Below are 16,518 nucleotides of genomic sequence, written 5' to 3'. Positions count from 1 at the left end.
CAAGCAACGCCTGGTTTGCCGAAAAGCACAAGGTCACATTGACCATCGTCCCCTCGCCCGTCAGCGCCTTGCACGTCTTCAGCCCGTCAATCGTCAGCGGCACCTTGATGCAGACATTGTCCGCAATTTTGCGCAATATCTCGGCCTCTTTCATCATCGTCGCATGATCAAGCGCCACAACCTCGGCAGACACAGGCCCATCGGTCAGCGCGCAAATCTCCCGCGTCACCTCGATAAAGTCCCGGCCTGACTTTGCGATCAAAGACGGATTGGTCGTCACACCATCCAGCAATCCTGTCGCCGCCAGTTCCTTGATGTCGTCAATTTCGGCTGTGTCGGCAAAAAATTTCATAGTGAGGGTTGCTTTCAATCGGATTGGATTCGTTTTCCTTGCCTAGTAACAAACCCTTGGGAATCCAAGTCCGTTCGATGCCGCATCACCTTGTCAAGCCAAACACTCCAATCAACAGCGGATCATTTGTTTTTTGCGGATTAGTGCGGATTGCCGATTCTTCCAATCCGATCGCGGCCCAGATACTGTCATCTGCCTTCCGAGTAATATCTTGAGCCAATGCAGCGACATCAAATCCAGCCACCGAACGAACGGCCTGGCTAATGATTTGATCGTCAAACAACCGCAATCCATCGGAAATACCGGGAAGCATTGCTTCAAGAAGCGCTGGACCCATTTTGCCGCGCAAAAAAGATGTTGCCGCTTGCGGTCCACCTCGCACAACCGACGCAGCATCTTCGATACTCAAATTACGGACAGCATCTGCCACCAAAGGTGCTGCCCTTTCCGCACCTTTTTCAGCGGCACGATTCAATTGGCGCTGCAAGCGGTCACGAAACTGACGGCTCTGCAAAACGACCGATAAGATGCCCGTTCCACGCTCTCCGCCCAGTTTGTCCGGCAGTGAAATGCGCGCTACCGAACTGTCGTAAAATCCGCCGGGCTGCAACAAAAGGGCAAATGCATTTTGCGAGGCAATCGTCAGAAGCCGCCGGATGGCTTCGGTCAAACTTAACCCAGGCATGCTCTGGCATCCGGGCAGCATCAATGTGGCAAGCGCTGCCCCCGAAAGCAGGATATAGCGACGGCTGGTTTGAACGGTCATTCGGTGGTCTCCTCCTTTACTGCGATAGCAGCAATCACCTGCCAATTCCATGAACGCGTCGTGCAAGATGGTGACGCGCAGCAATTGCATGCCTATATCGCGTTTATGAATCCTCCCCTCAAACGCGTACGAGTTGTCTTGCTGACGCAGGCAATTGGCCCGCTCGACTATCGTCTTCCTGACGGGATGAATGCGAAGCCGGGCTGCGTGGTGATGGTGCCGCTGGGACCGCGTAAGCTGCCCGGGGTTATCTGGGATGAAGACATATTTGGCGACGACCCCGTGGATGCTAAAAAACTGCGGAACGTGCTCGAACTTGTCGAATGCCCTCCAATCGGGAAGGGATTGCGCCGCTTGGTTGATTGGGTTGCCGATTATTACCTGACGCAACATTCTGCGGTATTGCGCATGGTTTTGGCTTCATCTGCGGCCTTCACAACATCGGGCACGATCACCGAATATCGCCGCACTGGGTTGGAACCTGCACGCCTTACGCCGCAACGGGCCGCAGCATTGGATGCACTGGAAGGGGCGCAGGGCTTGGTACGTGAACTGGCCGCCGAGGCCGGAGTGAGCGACAACATCATTCGCGGATTAATCAAAGCAGGCGCATTTGAGCCCGTTACAATCAGTGTCGACACCCCATTTCCCGAAGCACTCCCCGATTTTGCCGCCCCGCAATTGAATGCAGCTCAACAAACAGCAGCAGATGCGATGACGTCCGCTGTACGTGAAGGATCATTCACGACCTTTGTCCTTGATGGCGTAACGGGATCGGGAAAGACCGAGACCTATTTCGAGGCCGTCGCCGAAGCATTGCGTCAGAAAAAGCAGATCCTCGTGCTGTTACCGGAAATCGCGCTTACCCAACCATTTTTGAAACGTTTCGAAGAACGCTTTGGCGTAGAACCTGCGACGTGGCATTCCAATATGCGCTCAACCCAACGTCGGCGCGTATGGCGGGCCATCGCCGATGGAAGTGCGAAAGTGCTTGTCGGTGCACGGTCGGCTCTTTTTTTGCCCTTTGCAAATCCTGGCCTCATCATTGTTGATGAAGCCCATGAAACCAGTTTCAAACAGGAAGACGGGGTCCGCTACCATGCCCGGGATGTCGCAGTCATGCGCGGGCGTTTTGAAAGATTTCCGGTCGTGCTTGCGTCGGCAACGCCCGCACTGGAATCACGGCATATGGTTGCCATCGGACGTTACAAGGGGTTGGAAATTCCTTCGAGGTTCGGGGCGGCGAAAATGCCTGAGATCAAAGCCATCGACCTTACCGTCGATGCCCCCGAGCGCCAGCACTGGATAGCACCTACTTTGCTTAAGGCGCTTGAAGAAAGGTTGGACCGGGGCGAACAAAGCCTGCTCTTTCTTAATCGCCGAGGTTATGCGCCGCTTACATTATGTCGCACGTGCGGACATCGATTCCAATGCCCGAATTGCACAAGTTGGATGGTCGAACATCGGCTGGTTCGCCGCTTGGCCTGTCACCATTGCGGTCATGTGATGCCGCCGCCCGAGGAATGCCCGGAATGTGGCGAGGCAGACACATTGGTAGCCTGCGGACCAGGCGTCGAACGGATATCCGATGAAGTAAACCGGCTCCTGCCTGAAGCCCGGACCATCGTCGCGACATCAGATACGCTCTGGTCTCCGGAAAAAGCGGCAGAATTTGTCGCCCGCGTAGAAAGCAAAGCCGTCGATATCATTATCGGCACGCAATTGGTCACGAAAGGCTATCACTTTCCCGAATTAACACTTGTCGGGGTTATTGACGCGGATCTTGGCCTGGAAGGTGGCGATCTGCGCGCTGCTGAACGTACCTTTCAGCAAATTGCACAAGCGGCAGGGCGCGCAGGTCGCGGCGAAAAGCCTGGTGAAGTCTTCATCCAGACACGCAATCCAAACCATCCGGTGATAGCCGCATTGGTTGCAGGCGACCGTGATGCTTTTTATGATGCTGAAACTGAACAGCGCAAATCTGCAGGGGCGCCGCCTTTTGGAAGATTTGCCGCCATTATCATTTCGTCCGAAGACGAACGCGAAGCTATAGAAGCCGCGCGTGCGATCGGCGCGGCGGCACCTCGGACAGATGGCATGTATATATATGGCCCCGCCCCTGCACCGCTTGCCATGCTACGCGGCCGCTACCGGCAACGTCTTTTGGTACACGCCCAGCGGTCGGTGGAGATGCAGGCAATCATCCGTGAGTGGTTAGGCGGAATACAATTTCCCCGTAGCGTCAGGGTCGGCGTCGATGTAGACCCCTACAGCTTTTTGTGAAGCCGATTTTTTCACTCGCCTTTAGCGTCTTATATAGATAATACAGCCAATCGATGTTCTTCAAACGCGACAATCGACCCCCTGCGGTACCTGACATCGACAGTCGTCTGGCGGCGTTCGATCAGGCCTATGCCGGCCTGTTCCCCGACAACCCCAAGCCATGGGAAGGTGAAGCTCCTCCGGCACCACCCAAAAAACCGTTTCTCGGAAAAACAAGGTGGTGGTGGTTTTCGCGTCTTTTTGCGGGATTTCTAGCCCTTTTCATGTTGTTGATCCTGTGGTTGGCGATAACCGCACCTCTTTCAAAATCGTTACAACCTATTGCGCCACCCCGCATTACATTGCTGGCGTCGGACGGTACGCCCATCGCCCGAAACGGAGCTATTGTCGATAAACCCGTCGATGTCAGCACTTTGCCACCGCATGTCGTGCAGGCCTTTCTGTCGATTGAGGACCGCCGTTTTTATTCGCATTGGGGGATCGACCCGCGCGGATTGGCGCGTGCTGCATGGTCAAATGCGTTTGGCAGCGGCATTACGCAAGGCGGCAGCACAATTACGCAGCAACTGGCCAAATTTACCTTTTTGACGCCCGAACGCAGCCTTACCAGAAAGGCGCGCGAAATGCTGATTGCCTTCTGGCTTGAAGGGCGTTTGACAAAGGATGAGATATTGGAACGATATCTGTCTAACGTCTATTTCGGTGACAATGTTTATGGTTTGCGCGCAGCTTCGCTGCACTATTTTTACCGTCAGCCGGAGCGGCTGACGCTTTCACAAGCATCTATGTTGGCTGGCCTGGTTCAGGCCCCTTCGCGGTTGGCTCCCACCAAAAACCCCGAACGCGCTGCGAAGAGGGCCAAGCTGGTGCTGCGTGCGATGGTAGCCAATGGCGCAATCACACAGGCACAGGCCGATGCTACACCGGTGGCCCGACTGGATGTCCGTGTGCGCGACAGTCTTCCTACGGGCACCTATTTTGCAGACTGGGCAATTCCACAGGCACGTCTGCTAACCGAAAGTGGTTATTCCGACGTCAGGATTACGACTACTCTCGACGCCCGCCTGCAAAATATTGCACGCCGGGTAACGGCCAATGCAGGCCTGGGTAAGGCGCAGGTTGCGTTGGTGGCTATGCGGCCCAATGGTGAAGTTGTCGCAATGGTAGGCGGCCGAAGTTACAAGGATTCTCCGTTCAATCGCGTTACTCAGGCAAAACGGCAGCCGGGTTCGACGTTCAAACTATTTGTGTATCTTGCTGCACTACGTTCCGGAATGACCCCCAATTCCCTAATTGCGGATACACCTATCAATGAAGGTCTATACCGTCCGAAAAATTCAGGTGACAATTACCGGGGGGACATCAGCCTCAAAGAGGCCTTTGCGCGATCCAGCAACGTTGCCTCCGTTCGCCTATACCAACAGGTTGGAGGGGAAGCGGTGGCCAAGGCAGCAGAAGACCTTGGCGTTACGAGCAAACTAAATTTAGACCCAAGCCTCGCCTTGGGCAGTTCGGGCATCACCTTACTCGAGTTAACTTCGGCTTACGCGGGGGTTGCCGGTAATGCGTGGCCTGTCGAACCACACGCTTTCAAGCAGGAAGAGCAAAGCTGGATCGAATGGCTATTTTCCGGTCCGCGCAGTTTCAGTGGGCGAACGCACCAAATGTTGCTCGATCTGTTGGGAGCGACCGTGACTGACGGAACGGGACGAGCCGCGCGTCTTTCAATTCCTGCATATGGAAAAACAGGAACCAGCCAAGACAACAGGGACGCTTTGTTCGTCGGCTTTGCCGGAGATCTCGTGGTGGGTGTCTGGATTGGAAATGACGATAATAGTCCGTTGCGCGGTATAAACGGGGGTGGGTTGCCTGCCAGGATCTGGCGCAATTTCATGAGCCAGGCCGTAAAGGGGGCTGCGCCCAAGGCTACACCGAAACCTATACGGAAGCCGGACCCTGAAGGACCAGTTGAACCATTGGACTTGCCCGAACTTCCCGAGTTGCCAGAAGGTATTCGAAACACTGACGTGCGTATCAACGAACAGGATGGTGTAACGGTCAATACCGAGGTGGGGGGTGTCCCCTTGGATATTCGCCTTGGTCGGGAAGGTGTGGAGGTGCAGCCTACACCAAAGGAAAATGAAACGCGCCGGTGATGGCAGGTTGATTGACCCGCACTTTTATGGTCGACTGGCGCATGCGATATTTTCTTGCGCTTTTACTCCTCCTGTCCCCCTTTGCCATGTCGCAATCGCGCGGCGACGCTTCGGATATAGCCGCTGCAACACGCAGCGTCGTTCGGATTGCCGTATTCAGTTCTTCTGATGGTCAGCGGACGTTGATCGGATATGGATCCGGTGTGGCGGTCACTGCAGACAGGATCGTAACCAACGCGCACGTAGCGGAACCGGCCCGTTCAGACGAAAGTGTCACATTTACAGTTATTCCATCGGAAGGAAGCGCGACCTACAGCGCGCGTTTATTAGCTTCGTCGCCAAATAAAGATCTCGCTTTACTGCAAATAGCAGGCAATGGTCGTCTCATACCGGCCAGTTTCTTTTCCGGAATAGTCGGCGACGGTGCAGATGTATTCGCAATCGGATATCCCGCAAATGTCGACATAGCTCTGGAGCAAAGCGAAGCGGATGTCCTGCGTCCATCACCGCCGGTGAAGACGCGCGGCACAATATCATCGGGACGCAGTTCCAAATCTGTCGAATCCCTCCTTCATACCGCGCCAATCGCACCCGGGAGCAGCGGCGGGCCGCTCGCCGATTCCTGTGGCCGCGTCATCGGCATAAACTCTTTCGGGTCGGTCGCCGATGGTGGTGGCGCCGAATTTTACTTCGCTATTTCTGTGCGCGAGGTCATCACCTTTCTGCAAAGCAATGACGTTAATCTTGCTGCAGTTTCGAGTGAATGCCGATCCGTCGCCGAATTGACACGAGCCGAGGCCGAGCGTGAAGCTGCGCGAAGGGCGAAAGTAGAAACCGAAGCGCGTATTGCAGCCGAGCTAAAGCGGAGCCGCGAAGGAAAGGTTCGCAGCGATGCCGAACACGCCGTGATAGGCGAGCGCGAAAACCATATCGCCCTTGCCACCCTTCTGCTCGTTCTCAGTGCAGTTGCAGGCGGTGCTGCATGGCAATTCGCAGAGCGTGAGCAACCCGACCGGTTTAAGATTGCCGCCAGCGTCGGAGGCACAGCATTAGCCTTGTCCATAATTGTGTTTTTCGCGCGACCTTCGTTTGACGAAGTCGACGAACGTGTCCGTGCAGCTATGACCGAGAATCTCAAAAATGACATCGCGGGCAAAGGCATTGCCAGATCGCCCGATAATGGGAAACGTCGATGTGTTTTGCAGCCGGAGCGAAGCCGCGTTACGGTATCGGATACCAGCGATGTCATGTTTACCTGGTCCAAGAATGGATGCGTGAACGGTAGAACCCAATATGTCGAAAATGGGGGGACTTGGTCCCGTAGTTTCGTTCCAAATAGTGAAGCGCAGGTATCCGTCGTGAGCTACGATCCTCAGAACAAGTTGTATCGTATTGAGCGGTATCTTTTGGGATTGGACGCGATGGAGAAAGCGCGAGTAGCGCGCCAGAGATATGAAGTTACTACATGCAGTCCTGACCCCGAAACGGCAGGCAAGATCGACAATATGAACAAAGCGGTACGTGAAGTGCTTCCATCATCTCCGAACGAGATTCTGGTTTTTGCATGCACGGAAAAGTAACAGATGCATTGTGCCAAAAGCCATTGTGTCTATTGTGACACAATGACCCGCCTGTTGTGTTTCATCACAGTATTAATGCTTCTGGCAGGATGTGCCGAAGGGGTGGATAACAGCCGCGTTCGGGTTGATATCATAGAAAATCGTCCGCGCCCGTTCAGCATTTCTGCGATACCTCTTCCGCTAGCATCCGCATATCTACGTGGGGCGACGGCGCAGGGTCTGGTGACATTTGACAGTAAGGGCCGGGTAGCCCCCGGCCTCGCCAACCGTTGGATCGTTACGGATGACGGTTTGAGTTACATCTTTCGATTAAACAAAACTCGTTGGAACGATGGTCGCGAGGTGACGTCGAATGATGTTGCTGGCCTTTTGACCAGCCGAATTAAGGAACTACGCAAAGGTCGGTTCAATTCGGAATTGGCGATTATTGATCGCGTTGTACCCATGACGGGCAAAGTTGTCGAAATTCGGTTGAAGGCACCAATGCCTTATCTTTTGGAGATGCTTGCGCAGCCGGACTTCGGTCTTGCAAGGCGTGGTTTTGGTTCGGGACCCATGCAAGCTGAAAAACTAGGCGACGCGATGCAATTACGCCTTCGGAGTTTTGATGACGAAGGAAAGACCGTGCTTGAACCGGAAACGGTCACCATCCGAAGCAGTCCGGCGTCTTTGGCACTGGCACGCTACATCGAAGGGCAGAGCGACCTGGTCGAAGGCGGGCGTTTTGAAGACTTCCCATTGCTCGAGGCGGCGCAAATAAATGCCGGTGAAATTCATTTCGATCCGGTGCCCGGGCTTTTTGGCTTGCTATTCGTCGAAGGCGGTCCGTTTTTGTCTTCGCGTGAGAATCGTGACGCCATAGCAATGGCTATTGATCGCCCGAAACTTTTGACCGCATTCGATATCATGGCGTGGCGTGAAGCTCTGACTTTGGTCCCGGAAAACCTGCCAAATCGGTTGTCTATTCCCCGGCCTAGTTGGACGATGGGACAGATAGATGCGCGTAGAGCAACTGCAAAGAGAACGATTGAATCTTGGGAAAACAGCAACGGTCAAGTGCGCGCCCTGAGGATTGCATTACCGCGCGGTTTTGGTGGGCGTATATTTTTTGCCCGTCTCAAGGCAGATATGGCTTCAATCGGACTTGAGGTCGAACGTGTGACTATCGACCGTCCGCATGATATACGATTGATCGACCGCACGGCTGATCAATCGAGTCCAGCATGGTATATGGACCAATTGTCTTGCACCGTGAGTGTGATCTGCAGCCAAGATGCGGACAGGCTGGTTTACGAAGCCCGTATGGCGAGCACAATTGAGGCTCGGGCTCAATTACTCTCGCAAGCTGAAGCCGAATTACAGGAAATGCGTAACTTCATCCCAATTGCCAACCCGTTGCGCTGGTCGGTCGCGCGGCCTGGATTGTTGGGGCATGTCTCGAACGGACGCGGCTGGCACCTGTTGCAATATCTGGGGCGTGACACAACATAACAAGAAAGGAGCATCAAATGCCACTTTCGCAAGAACAGTTTAGTCAATTGGCCAAAGATTTGCCAGGCATGGGGAGTGATCCCCATTCGGTGCGTGCACGCGTAGAAGCAATGGAAAAAGTGCTTGAACGGTCATTTCACATCCCCGGAACCAGAATTCCTTTTGGGCTGGATACGGTGGTCGGCTTGGTGCCAGTGCTTGGTGATGTCGTAACCGCCGCAATGGGTGCCTATATTGTCTGGGAAGCGCGCAATTTGGGAATGTCCAAATGGCAGCTTATGCGTATGGCAGCTAATGTTGGTCTGGATACTGCGATTGGAGCGGTACCTCTGGTTGGCGATGTATTCGACTTTGTTTGGCGATCTAACAGCAAGAACCTTCGGATCATCAAAAAGCATCTCGACAAGCATCACCCCGGAACACGAACAATAGAGGGTTAGTTACTCCGACAACAATGTGCCGACAGAAACCTTCGGTCGACCCCTATCTTGCTGCTTTAACTGTACCGCGCCAAACCTTTACCGTCGCACTATTTGCTGTGTCTTTCGCCCGTCTCGGGCATTTTCGGGGCTTAAAGTCTAAACCCAGACATATTCTCACCTCTTCCAGCCAACCATTTTTGTTGGCCTTGACGCGCATTGCGTCGACAGGCAGCCCTTCATTCAGCTCCGCAAACGCTTCTGCAATTGTTGCGGCCGCCAACGGCGTGCCGCGCTCCGATTGGCGTGAAAGCCGAACCATGTCGGGAAACTGGATAGCATGAAACAATAGCCGAGCGGCACCGAAATAAGCTTCGGGTGTTTTTGCCATACATGTCCCATGCTTAGCCCATTCATGTTGCTGCAGTTGCGGCGTAGGCGTGACACACATGTTGCTCCTTACTACTTCGCGCGTTAGCACACCGACCGTTCTGCAATATTGTGGATAGCGTGGACCGTTTGTTTCGGGCCACAGACCGTGCAAAACAAAGCCGAATTCACCAATTTCACCGGAGCATTGGTAGCGCATGAAAGGATCGTGCTTGCGCCCCCGACATTGTTCAGGGCTCCAACTCAACGCCAATGTATAGCCTTTCACTGGTGAACGGCGTATTTCCCCCGATGTCGGCAATTCCAATGCCGGACGTGGAACATAGGCGGGTGTGCGGCATTGCCAAGCTTGGGCATGCACAGGCGCAAACGAGAACCAAGCCCATAACAACACCAAGAAAAGCCGCGGCGCCATTCCTCAAGCTTGCGCGAAATCCAGTCCGATATCCGCAGCCGGGGCACTTTGGGTCAGTCGTCCTACGGAAATGTAGGTAACACCAGTCTCAGCCTTGGCCCGGATCGTTTCCAGAGTGACACCTCCCGACGCTTCGGTCGGCACACGACCAGCGACGAGAGCAACTGCAGCCCTCAATTCCTCAACATCCATATTGTCGAGTAGCAAATGGTTGGCACCTGCTGCCAAGCCTGGTTCGATCTGTGCAATCCGATCAACTTCGAGAATTATACGAGCTACGCCCGCGTCTTTGGCTCGCCGCACGGCTTCTTCAACACTACCGGCTACGGCGACATGGTTATCCTTGATCATCGCGGCATCCCACAGGCCCATCCTGTGGTTGGTGGCACCTCCCATTCTCGTCGCATATTTCTCCAATATGCGAAGCCCCGGGATCGTTTTGCGGGTGTCGAGTAAGGTGCAACCTGTGCCCGCAATCGCTTCCACATATTTGCGCGTCATAGTGGCAATTCCTGAAAGATGCTGGACAGTGTTCAATGCCGAACGTTCTGCAGTTAGCATGGCGCGCGCACGTCCTTTTAGCCACATCAGGTCGGTGCCGGCGGCTACATACTGACCCTCTGCCGCCAAAATGTCGATTTTCATATTGGAATCGAGATATTTGAAAAATGCCGCTGCGATCGGCAGTCCTGCAACCACTATGGGATCTCGGCTATCCATTACGCCCGCAAAATGGACGTCCGATGGGATAACACTTTCAGATGTGATGTCGCGACCGGTCGGTCCCAAATCTTCGGAAAGCGTCGCCGCAACAAAGGACCGCAAATGAAAGTCTTTCAACGCGAATTTCATGTCTAAGCCAATCCAAGAGCTCAATGGGATAGAAAACTAGGGATGGAGCGGGAAGTCGCTAAGCTCTTCCCAAATCGCCCTTTCCGATAGTGCCGCTGGCCATCTCCAGCATCCGGTCTAAACTGCGTTTTGCTGCAAGCCTTATTTCTTCATCTAGCGTGATCTGGGGCTGCAAATCGCGCAACGCCAGATAAAGCTTTTCCATCGTATTCAACGCCATATAGGGACATATGTTACACGCGCAGTTCCCGTCTGCGCCCGGCGCGCCGATGAACTTCTTCGACGGCTCCGACTTTTCCATCTGGTGTATGATATGCGGTTCTGTCGCGACAATCAGCGTATCGCCGGTCAGGGTTCTAGCGAATTGCAATATACCACTGGTGGATCCCACATAATCGGCATGATCGATTATATGGGGCGGGCATTCCGGATGCGCCGCCACGGGTACGCCGGGATATTGCGCCTTCAGTTTCAGCAACTCAGTCTCGCTAAATGCTTCATGGACGATGCAGACACCTGGCCACAATAGCATATCCCGGTTGAACTTGCGGGACAAATATCCCCCCAAATGGCGGTCAGGCCCAAAGATGATTTTCTGATCCAAGGGTATCTGGGCGAGGATTGTCTCGGCGCTGCTGCTCGTCACGATGATATCGGACAATGCTTTCACTTCGGCAGAACAGTTAATGTAAGTCAGAGCAATATGATCGGGATGCGCATCGCGGAACGCCTTAAACTTACCTGGCGGACAGGCATCTTCCAACGAACATCCAGCCGCTAAGTCCGGTAAAATGACCGTTTTTTGCGGGCTCAATATCTTTGCAGTTTCGGCCATGAATTTTACGCCGCAAAAGGCAATGACATCCGCATCGGTTTCAGCGGCGCGTTTGCTGAGCTCAAGGCTATCCCCGACAAAATCTGCAAGATCCTGAATTTCCGGCTTTTGATAATAGTGCGCTAGTATGACCGCATTACGTTCTTTTTTCAGCCGGTTGATTTCGCTGAGGAGATCAACGCCCTTCAGGCTTTCACGGGATGGAGCGTTCATTTTCAATTTCCATTAATTTCGGCAATTCGCCACGCATTAGCGCATTGAAGATGGCTTGTCTTCGCCTGCAACCGGATTTTATTTCACAATCTCGCTCAAAGGAGTGGATTCATCCCATCTGGTCGTGACATTTCCTCCTAGTTCATCGGCAAAATAGACTTGAACTTTGGCATCGAGACCTGCTGCCCGCAACGGAAACTGAAAGTTGTTCGTAACAGCCCTTTTGAAGGCGTCGCGTGCAAGTCGCATGGGAACCGGGCCGTTCGCCTGCCGTATGAGTTCAGCCACGCCCTTATCGCGATTTGCTTCGTCCAGAACATCATCAACATCAGTGAATGTGCGTAAAATCCCATTCTCTCCATATTCCTGGATCGATTTAAGATCGATTTGCGGCGGCGCGGTCTCGATAGGAGGAATCTTTACCCGCAAGATGCCAGTCGATGCGTCCCAGCGGACATCTTCATCTTTCAATTTGCTTAAATCTACTTCGTATCTGACCAGACCCTGCATGATCAGCGTCTTCTTCGCCGACAAACCGAAACGCTGCTGTTCGCTGGTAACGACAGCCGCGTAATTTGCAGCAAATGCTGACAACCGGTTCTGCTCACGAATGCCCGTGAGGCTGGCGCTTGCAATTGTTTCGGGCGAAGGTCCGTCACGCCAAGTCCGAAAACCATCTAGCGCCCACCAAATACCCAGCAAAAGCAAAGCGGGTATAAGCCATACGCCCAAACGCATCGGCCATTTAGGCAAGGAGAATTCGTTCATCGCCTTGACATAAGGACTGATGGCGCTTTCGCCAATGCCATCTCCGTCAGCTTGGCATTGGCGGCGGTGGACCGAATTCCCATGGTGGCATGGCTGCACCGGGATGACCGGTCGTTATGGCGGCATAGAGAAAGTCACCGACCGGAGAGTTGGCGATAACATGAGCGAGCGGGACAATCAGTGCGATGGCGATTACACCACGCCACCAGGCAGGATGAATTCGTCCACCATTCCTCAGGTCACGGATCATACCGAGGAACGGGAAAAGTAGAGACACAGCCACAACAATATCGAAGGCATAAGGTCCCATCAATGGCATGGGTAATATCCGACCAAGACCTGGACCAATAATCGCAATAGTCGCACAAATATGGAGCCGCTTATGCCAATCGGGGTCCCGGCGGCGACGGATTGCCGAGGCAGTCAAGAGGGCAAAGCACAATACCGTAAGAGGATTAGCGATCAGGAAATACTGCGGGAGAAAGAAGAAGGGTGTTTTTCCTAACCGCGCCACGTCTATCGTAATGGCGAAACCCATAACAACGAGCAAAACCGCCCAGCCCGCCGCAACCCATCCCAATCGCCTGTGCAGCGATAAGGGTCCGCTTGTCGCGAGCCTAACTTGTGTCACAAACAATACGACCCAGCCCATGAAGGCAAGGCCGTGCAGATGGACGAGAGGTCGCGCTGCTAGCGTGGAGCGTCCCATGGCAAACTGGATGGTAAAACCGGCTATGATTGTAAGAGCGATGACGATTGCCATGCGCATGAAAAAACGGTCATCCGAAGATGCAGCCGGGGCTGCGGGCGCTAATGTCGCCATATATCCCTCCCTATATGGTAAGCTGACCCGCATGAAGGAGTAACAGTCGTTCGCTGAAAGCTCAAGCAGTTGCTGCGCTCTCGGCTTTTAGCCAACGATCCCCGGAAAGCGTTGCCTCACCGCGATTTTGAAGATCAACGAGATGTGCCAGTACAGAACGTCCTGCGGCGCCTGTCAAACGGGGATCCAGTCCCTTGTACATCGCAGCTACCATGGCGGGGATGTGCCCCTCGCCGCTTTCCAAGAGGTTCAATATCTGCCTCTCTCTCTGCCGCCGATGCCCGATCATCCCACGGACCAATTGACGGGGATTATCGACCGCCGGGCCATGGGCCGGATAGTAGATGCGATCCTCACGATCATACAGCTTTTGCAAGCTCGCCATATAGGCGCTCATATCGCCATCCGGTGGACTAACTACACTTGTTGACCATTTCATTACGTGATCCCCAGTGAACAGGGCCCCGCTTTCGACAAGCGCGTAACAGATGTGGTTGGATGTATGCCCGGGCGTAGCTACGGCTTCCAGCGTCCAGCCATCACCGTAAATGTTTTCACCATCTGACAATATCCGGTCAGGGGCATAGTCGGGATCAAAAGCGCTGTCCGCCCGCGGACCATCGTCCTTCAGGACCAGAGGCGCACAACCGATAATCGGCGCACCGGTTGCCAGCTTCAAGGGTGCGGCAGCCGGAGAATGGTCGCGATGCGTGTGAGTACACAGGATTGCGGCGACCCGCTTTCCGTCGATAGCGCGCAAAATTGCATCAACATGCCCCTCGCCGTTAATATCCGCCGGATCACCAACGCTTTGGCCGCTTCCGGTTGGTCCGGGGTCAATTATCGCAACATCTTCGCCCGCGCCGACCAGCCATGTTTGCGTGCCCGTATATGTGTAAGGTGAAGGATTGGGAGCAAGAACGCGGCGGACCAGCGGTTCATGCTGTTCGGTTTCGCCTGCGCGAATGCTGTCGGGCCAACTCATGAAACCGATATGGCGCATTGGGGTAAAAAGAAAAGGGGGCGGTTCAAGAAAACCGCCCCGGCCGAACAAATTGAAAAGGGGAGCTTATGTTCGGTTCAGTTCACCCTGTTAATCGGCCTTGTCCGCTTGGCTTTCCAGTTTGCGGATCTGCTGCTCGAGCTTTTCGACCACTTCTTTGCGGACAGTTTCAGGGATATCCTTATCCTTGTCGATATCTCCACGGGCTTCGCGCAAACCCTTGATAGCTTCGAGTCGGGCAATCTTGGCTTGTCCCTTACCGCACATTACCAGGCGGATGCGCGAGCGGTGCTGCCCGTCAAATCCGCTGACATCGGTTGTTACAGGCTGTCCTTCCTGGCAATTCTTGGTGATTTCCTTGATGTCGATCTCGGGAATATAGGATGCGATATTCATGTTGGTCATGACACGGATTGCCTCGCGACGGCCAACTTCAGCGGCAGCGCGAGCCCCCTCGGCGGCGGCAGCAGCGCTCTCGGCGGCACCTTGGGCAATATCCGCCTCGGCGCGTGCACCATCGGCTTCAGCAAGCGCCTTGTCGGCTTCCATCCGTGACTTCTCTGCCTTTTCGATCCACTGCTCGACTTCCTGTTCGGTCAGCTTTTTGTCGGTGCGGAAAATGAAAGTTTTGCCATCGCGCTCGACCTTGGTGACTTCACCGTCGCCGTCATGGCCGACAACGTCGACAGTTTCGCCATCCTTTTTGATCTTGATGATCTTGACATTCCGTTTGACCACTTCGGCCTTTCCATCTTCGGCAGCAGCCTGATCCTGGGCAACGACGGCCGGAACAATTGTTGCGGTCAAGGGAAGTATGACGGCCACAGCGGTCAAAATTCCCAGTTTGCCGAGCAGCCGGCGCTGGGTGCTGGCGTCTTTCATGGTAAGCCTCCTCAGTCTTTCAATTATGGTTTTCGGCGAATTCAGCGCCGTTGCGAATGTGGGCACGCCGTCAAAGGCGGTGCGTGCCAGTGCCTGTCCGTAAATGGCCCGTTCTTCTGCGCCTTTTCCGGCGAGGACGCGGGCGTCGCAGGCGGCTTCCTGATCGAAGCGGAATGCGTCCCAGCTCATCCAGGCGACGGGGTTGAACCATTGCAGGCACAGGATGATGAAGGCGACCAGATTGGCGAAGAGATCGCCGGATTTGTGGTGCGCCATTTCGTGGGCCAGGGCGAGTTCGCGTTCGGCGGGGGAATAGGTTTTGGTGAAGTCCAGCGGAACCGCGATGTAGCGTTTGAACAGACCGAAGGCGAGCGGTCCGGCGACGACATCGGACGCCACCACCTTGACGCCGTCAATCTGCGCGATTTCTTCGGCCTCGGCGAGGAGGTCGTCGCGCATGGAGGCGTAGCGGATCATCTGGATGATGAAAAACAGCACCGCTCCGCCCAACCAGAATGTAATGCCCAGCGCCATGAAATCAACCGTTGCAACGACACTGCTTGCCGAGTTTGTTAACCCGGCTGAAGCTTCCGACGGTACTGAGGCCAGGACCGACTGCCGGACGGCTTCGCTGATATTTTGGCTGTTTTCCGCCAAAGGCACCGAATCGCCTTCGAGGCTGGGCATCAGGAGGCGGGCGGCGGGGACGAGCCAGAGGGCGTAGGCAACGCCGGGGCCAAACAGCTTGGCGACCGGTTTGCGGACACATAAAATTGCGGCCATCAGCAATGTTGTAACCAACAAGCTGTCGACCAGCCATGCCTGACTGAATTCAACGCTCATGACTTCATCTCCCTCAGCAATCTCTCAATCTCGGAAATGTCCGCATCGCTCAGCTTTTCCTGCTCGGCGAGATGCGCGACCAGCGGCATGAACTTGCCGCCGAACAACCGGTCGACCAGCCGCTTGGATTCATGGGTCACATAATCCTCCCGCTCCACGAGCGGCGAATAGAGGAAACGGCGGCCATCGGCGCGGTGTTCGACCGCGGCCTTGGCCAGCAAGCGGGACAGCAGCGTCTTGACGGTCGGCAGGGACCAGTCCCGATCCGCCGGAATCCGTTCCGCGACTTCGGTCGCGGTCAACGGCGCCTGTTCCCACAGGATTTCCATTACCGTCAGTTCTGCATCGCTAATACGTTCAAGGGTCATTTTTCGCATTCTCCGACTACAGACGTAATCGATTCGATTACAGATGTAAACGTCATTCATCCGCCCCCGTTTGCTTTTT

General features: G+C 54.5%; 15 protein-coding genes. 5 read left to right on the top strand and 10 right to left on the bottom strand.

From position 1 onward, the window contains the following. A partial coding sequence (locus FOM92_RS15860; protein ID WP_281285621.1) for a transaldolase family protein occupies nucleotides 1-352 on the bottom strand: 352 nt, incomplete at its 3' end. Between the two features lie 85 nt (nucleotides 353-437). Next, the gene (locus FOM92_RS15855) at nucleotides 438-1,037 is read right to left on the bottom strand and encodes a DUF4197 domain-containing protein (RefSeq protein ID WP_246087372.1); all 600 of its coding nucleotides are present in this window, start codon (nucleotides 1,035-1,037) and stop codon (nucleotides 438-440) included. A 186-nt stretch (nucleotides 1,038-1,223) separates the two neighbouring features. Here FOM92_RS15855 and FOM92_RS15850 point away from each other — a divergent pair, with 186 nt between their 5' ends. The 5 genes from FOM92_RS15850 to FOM92_RS15830 are packed head-to-tail and all read left to right on the top strand — an operon-like array spanning nucleotide 1,224 to nucleotide 9,068. Beyond that, on the top strand, nucleotides 1,224-3,401 hold the full coding sequence (locus tag FOM92_RS15850) for a primosomal protein N' (RefSeq protein ID WP_143777911.1): 2,178 nt from the start codon (nucleotides 1,224-1,226) through the stop codon (nucleotides 3,399-3,401). Nucleotides 3,402-3,454: 53 nt separating this feature from the next. Continuing rightward, nucleotides 3,455-5,557 (top strand): transglycosylase domain-containing protein, encoded by a 2,103-nt coding sequence (locus FOM92_RS15845; RefSeq protein WP_143777763.1) that lies wholly within the window; start codon nucleotides 3,455-3,457, stop codon nucleotides 5,555-5,557. Between the two features lie 11 nt (nucleotides 5,558-5,568). Further along, nucleotides 5,569-7,137: a S1C family serine protease gene (locus FOM92_RS15840; protein ID WP_143777762.1), complete on the top strand. Its 1,569-nt coding sequence runs from the start codon at nucleotides 5,569-5,571 to the stop codon at nucleotides 7,135-7,137. A gap of 42 nt (nucleotides 7,138-7,179) precedes the next feature. Further along, nucleotides 7,180-8,628 carry an ABC transporter substrate-binding protein gene (locus FOM92_RS15835; protein ID WP_170226928.1) on the top strand — a complete coding sequence of 483 codons (1,449 nt, stop codon included), beginning with the start codon at nucleotides 7,180-7,182 and terminating at the stop codon, nucleotides 8,626-8,628. A gap of 17 nt (nucleotides 8,629-8,645) precedes the next feature. Further along, entirely contained in the window at nucleotides 8,646-9,068 is a 423-nt protein-coding gene (locus FOM92_RS15830; protein ID WP_143777760.1) for a DUF4112 domain-containing protein, read from the top strand. 43 nt (nucleotides 9,069-9,111) lie between these two features. On the opposite strand, the gene FOM92_RS15825 is transcribed toward FOM92_RS15830, so the two are convergent. The 8 genes from FOM92_RS15825 to FOM92_RS15790 form a co-directional block, all read right to left on the bottom strand. After that, nucleotides 9,112-9,852 carry a ribonuclease T2 family protein gene (locus FOM92_RS15825; RefSeq protein WP_143777759.1) on the bottom strand — a complete coding sequence of 247 codons (741 nt, stop codon included), beginning with the start codon at nucleotides 9,850-9,852 and terminating at the stop codon, nucleotides 9,112-9,114. Between the two features lie 3 nt (nucleotides 9,853-9,855). Next, nucleotides 9,856-10,704, bottom strand: a complete 849-nt coding sequence (gene nadC / locus FOM92_RS15820; RefSeq protein WP_143777758.1) for a carboxylating nicotinate-nucleotide diphosphorylase — start codon at nucleotides 10,702-10,704, stop codon at nucleotides 9,856-9,858. A 58-nt stretch (nucleotides 10,705-10,762) separates the two neighbouring features. Then, nucleotides 10,763-11,752, bottom strand: a complete 990-nt coding sequence (gene nadA / locus FOM92_RS15815; protein ID WP_143777757.1) for a quinolinate synthase NadA — start codon at nucleotides 11,750-11,752, stop codon at nucleotides 10,763-10,765. 78 nt (nucleotides 11,753-11,830) lie between these two features. Next, on the bottom strand, nucleotides 11,831-12,520 hold the full coding sequence (locus FOM92_RS15810; RefSeq protein WP_143777756.1) for a DUF4230 domain-containing protein: 690 nt from the start codon (nucleotides 12,518-12,520) through the stop codon (nucleotides 11,831-11,833). Between the two features lie 46 nt (nucleotides 12,521-12,566). Then, nucleotides 12,567-13,343, bottom strand: coding sequence for a hypothetical protein (locus tag FOM92_RS15805; protein ID WP_246087341.1), 777 nt, complete (start codon nucleotides 13,341-13,343; stop codon nucleotides 12,567-12,569). Between the two features lie 61 nt (nucleotides 13,344-13,404). Continuing rightward, nucleotides 13,405-14,328 (bottom strand): MBL fold metallo-hydrolase, encoded by a 924-nt coding sequence (locus tag FOM92_RS15800; RefSeq protein ID WP_143777755.1) that lies wholly within the window; start codon nucleotides 14,326-14,328, stop codon nucleotides 13,405-13,407. A 108-nt stretch (nucleotides 14,329-14,436) separates the two neighbouring features. Further along, on the bottom strand, nucleotides 14,437-16,071 hold the full coding sequence (locus FOM92_RS15795; protein ID WP_143777754.1) for a M56 family metallopeptidase: 1,635 nt from the start codon (nucleotides 16,069-16,071) through the stop codon (nucleotides 14,437-14,439). Further along, nucleotides 16,068-16,439, bottom strand: a complete 372-nt coding sequence (locus FOM92_RS15790) for a BlaI/MecI/CopY family transcriptional regulator (RefSeq protein WP_143777753.1) — start codon at nucleotides 16,437-16,439, stop codon at nucleotides 16,068-16,070. Before FOM92_RS15790 ends, FOM92_RS15795 begins: the two co-directional genes overlap by 4 nt. Nucleotides 16,440-16,518: the final 79 nt, after the last annotated feature.

Source organism: Sphingorhabdus contaminans (genome assembly GCF_007280415.1).
In the GTDB taxonomy this organism is placed as follows: domain Bacteria; phylum Pseudomonadota; class Alphaproteobacteria; order Sphingomonadales; family Sphingomonadaceae; genus Sphingorhabdus_B; species Sphingorhabdus_B contaminans.
The sequence above is the reverse complement of the archived record's forward strand: the minus strand, read 5'-3'. Positions and strand labels throughout refer to the sequence as shown.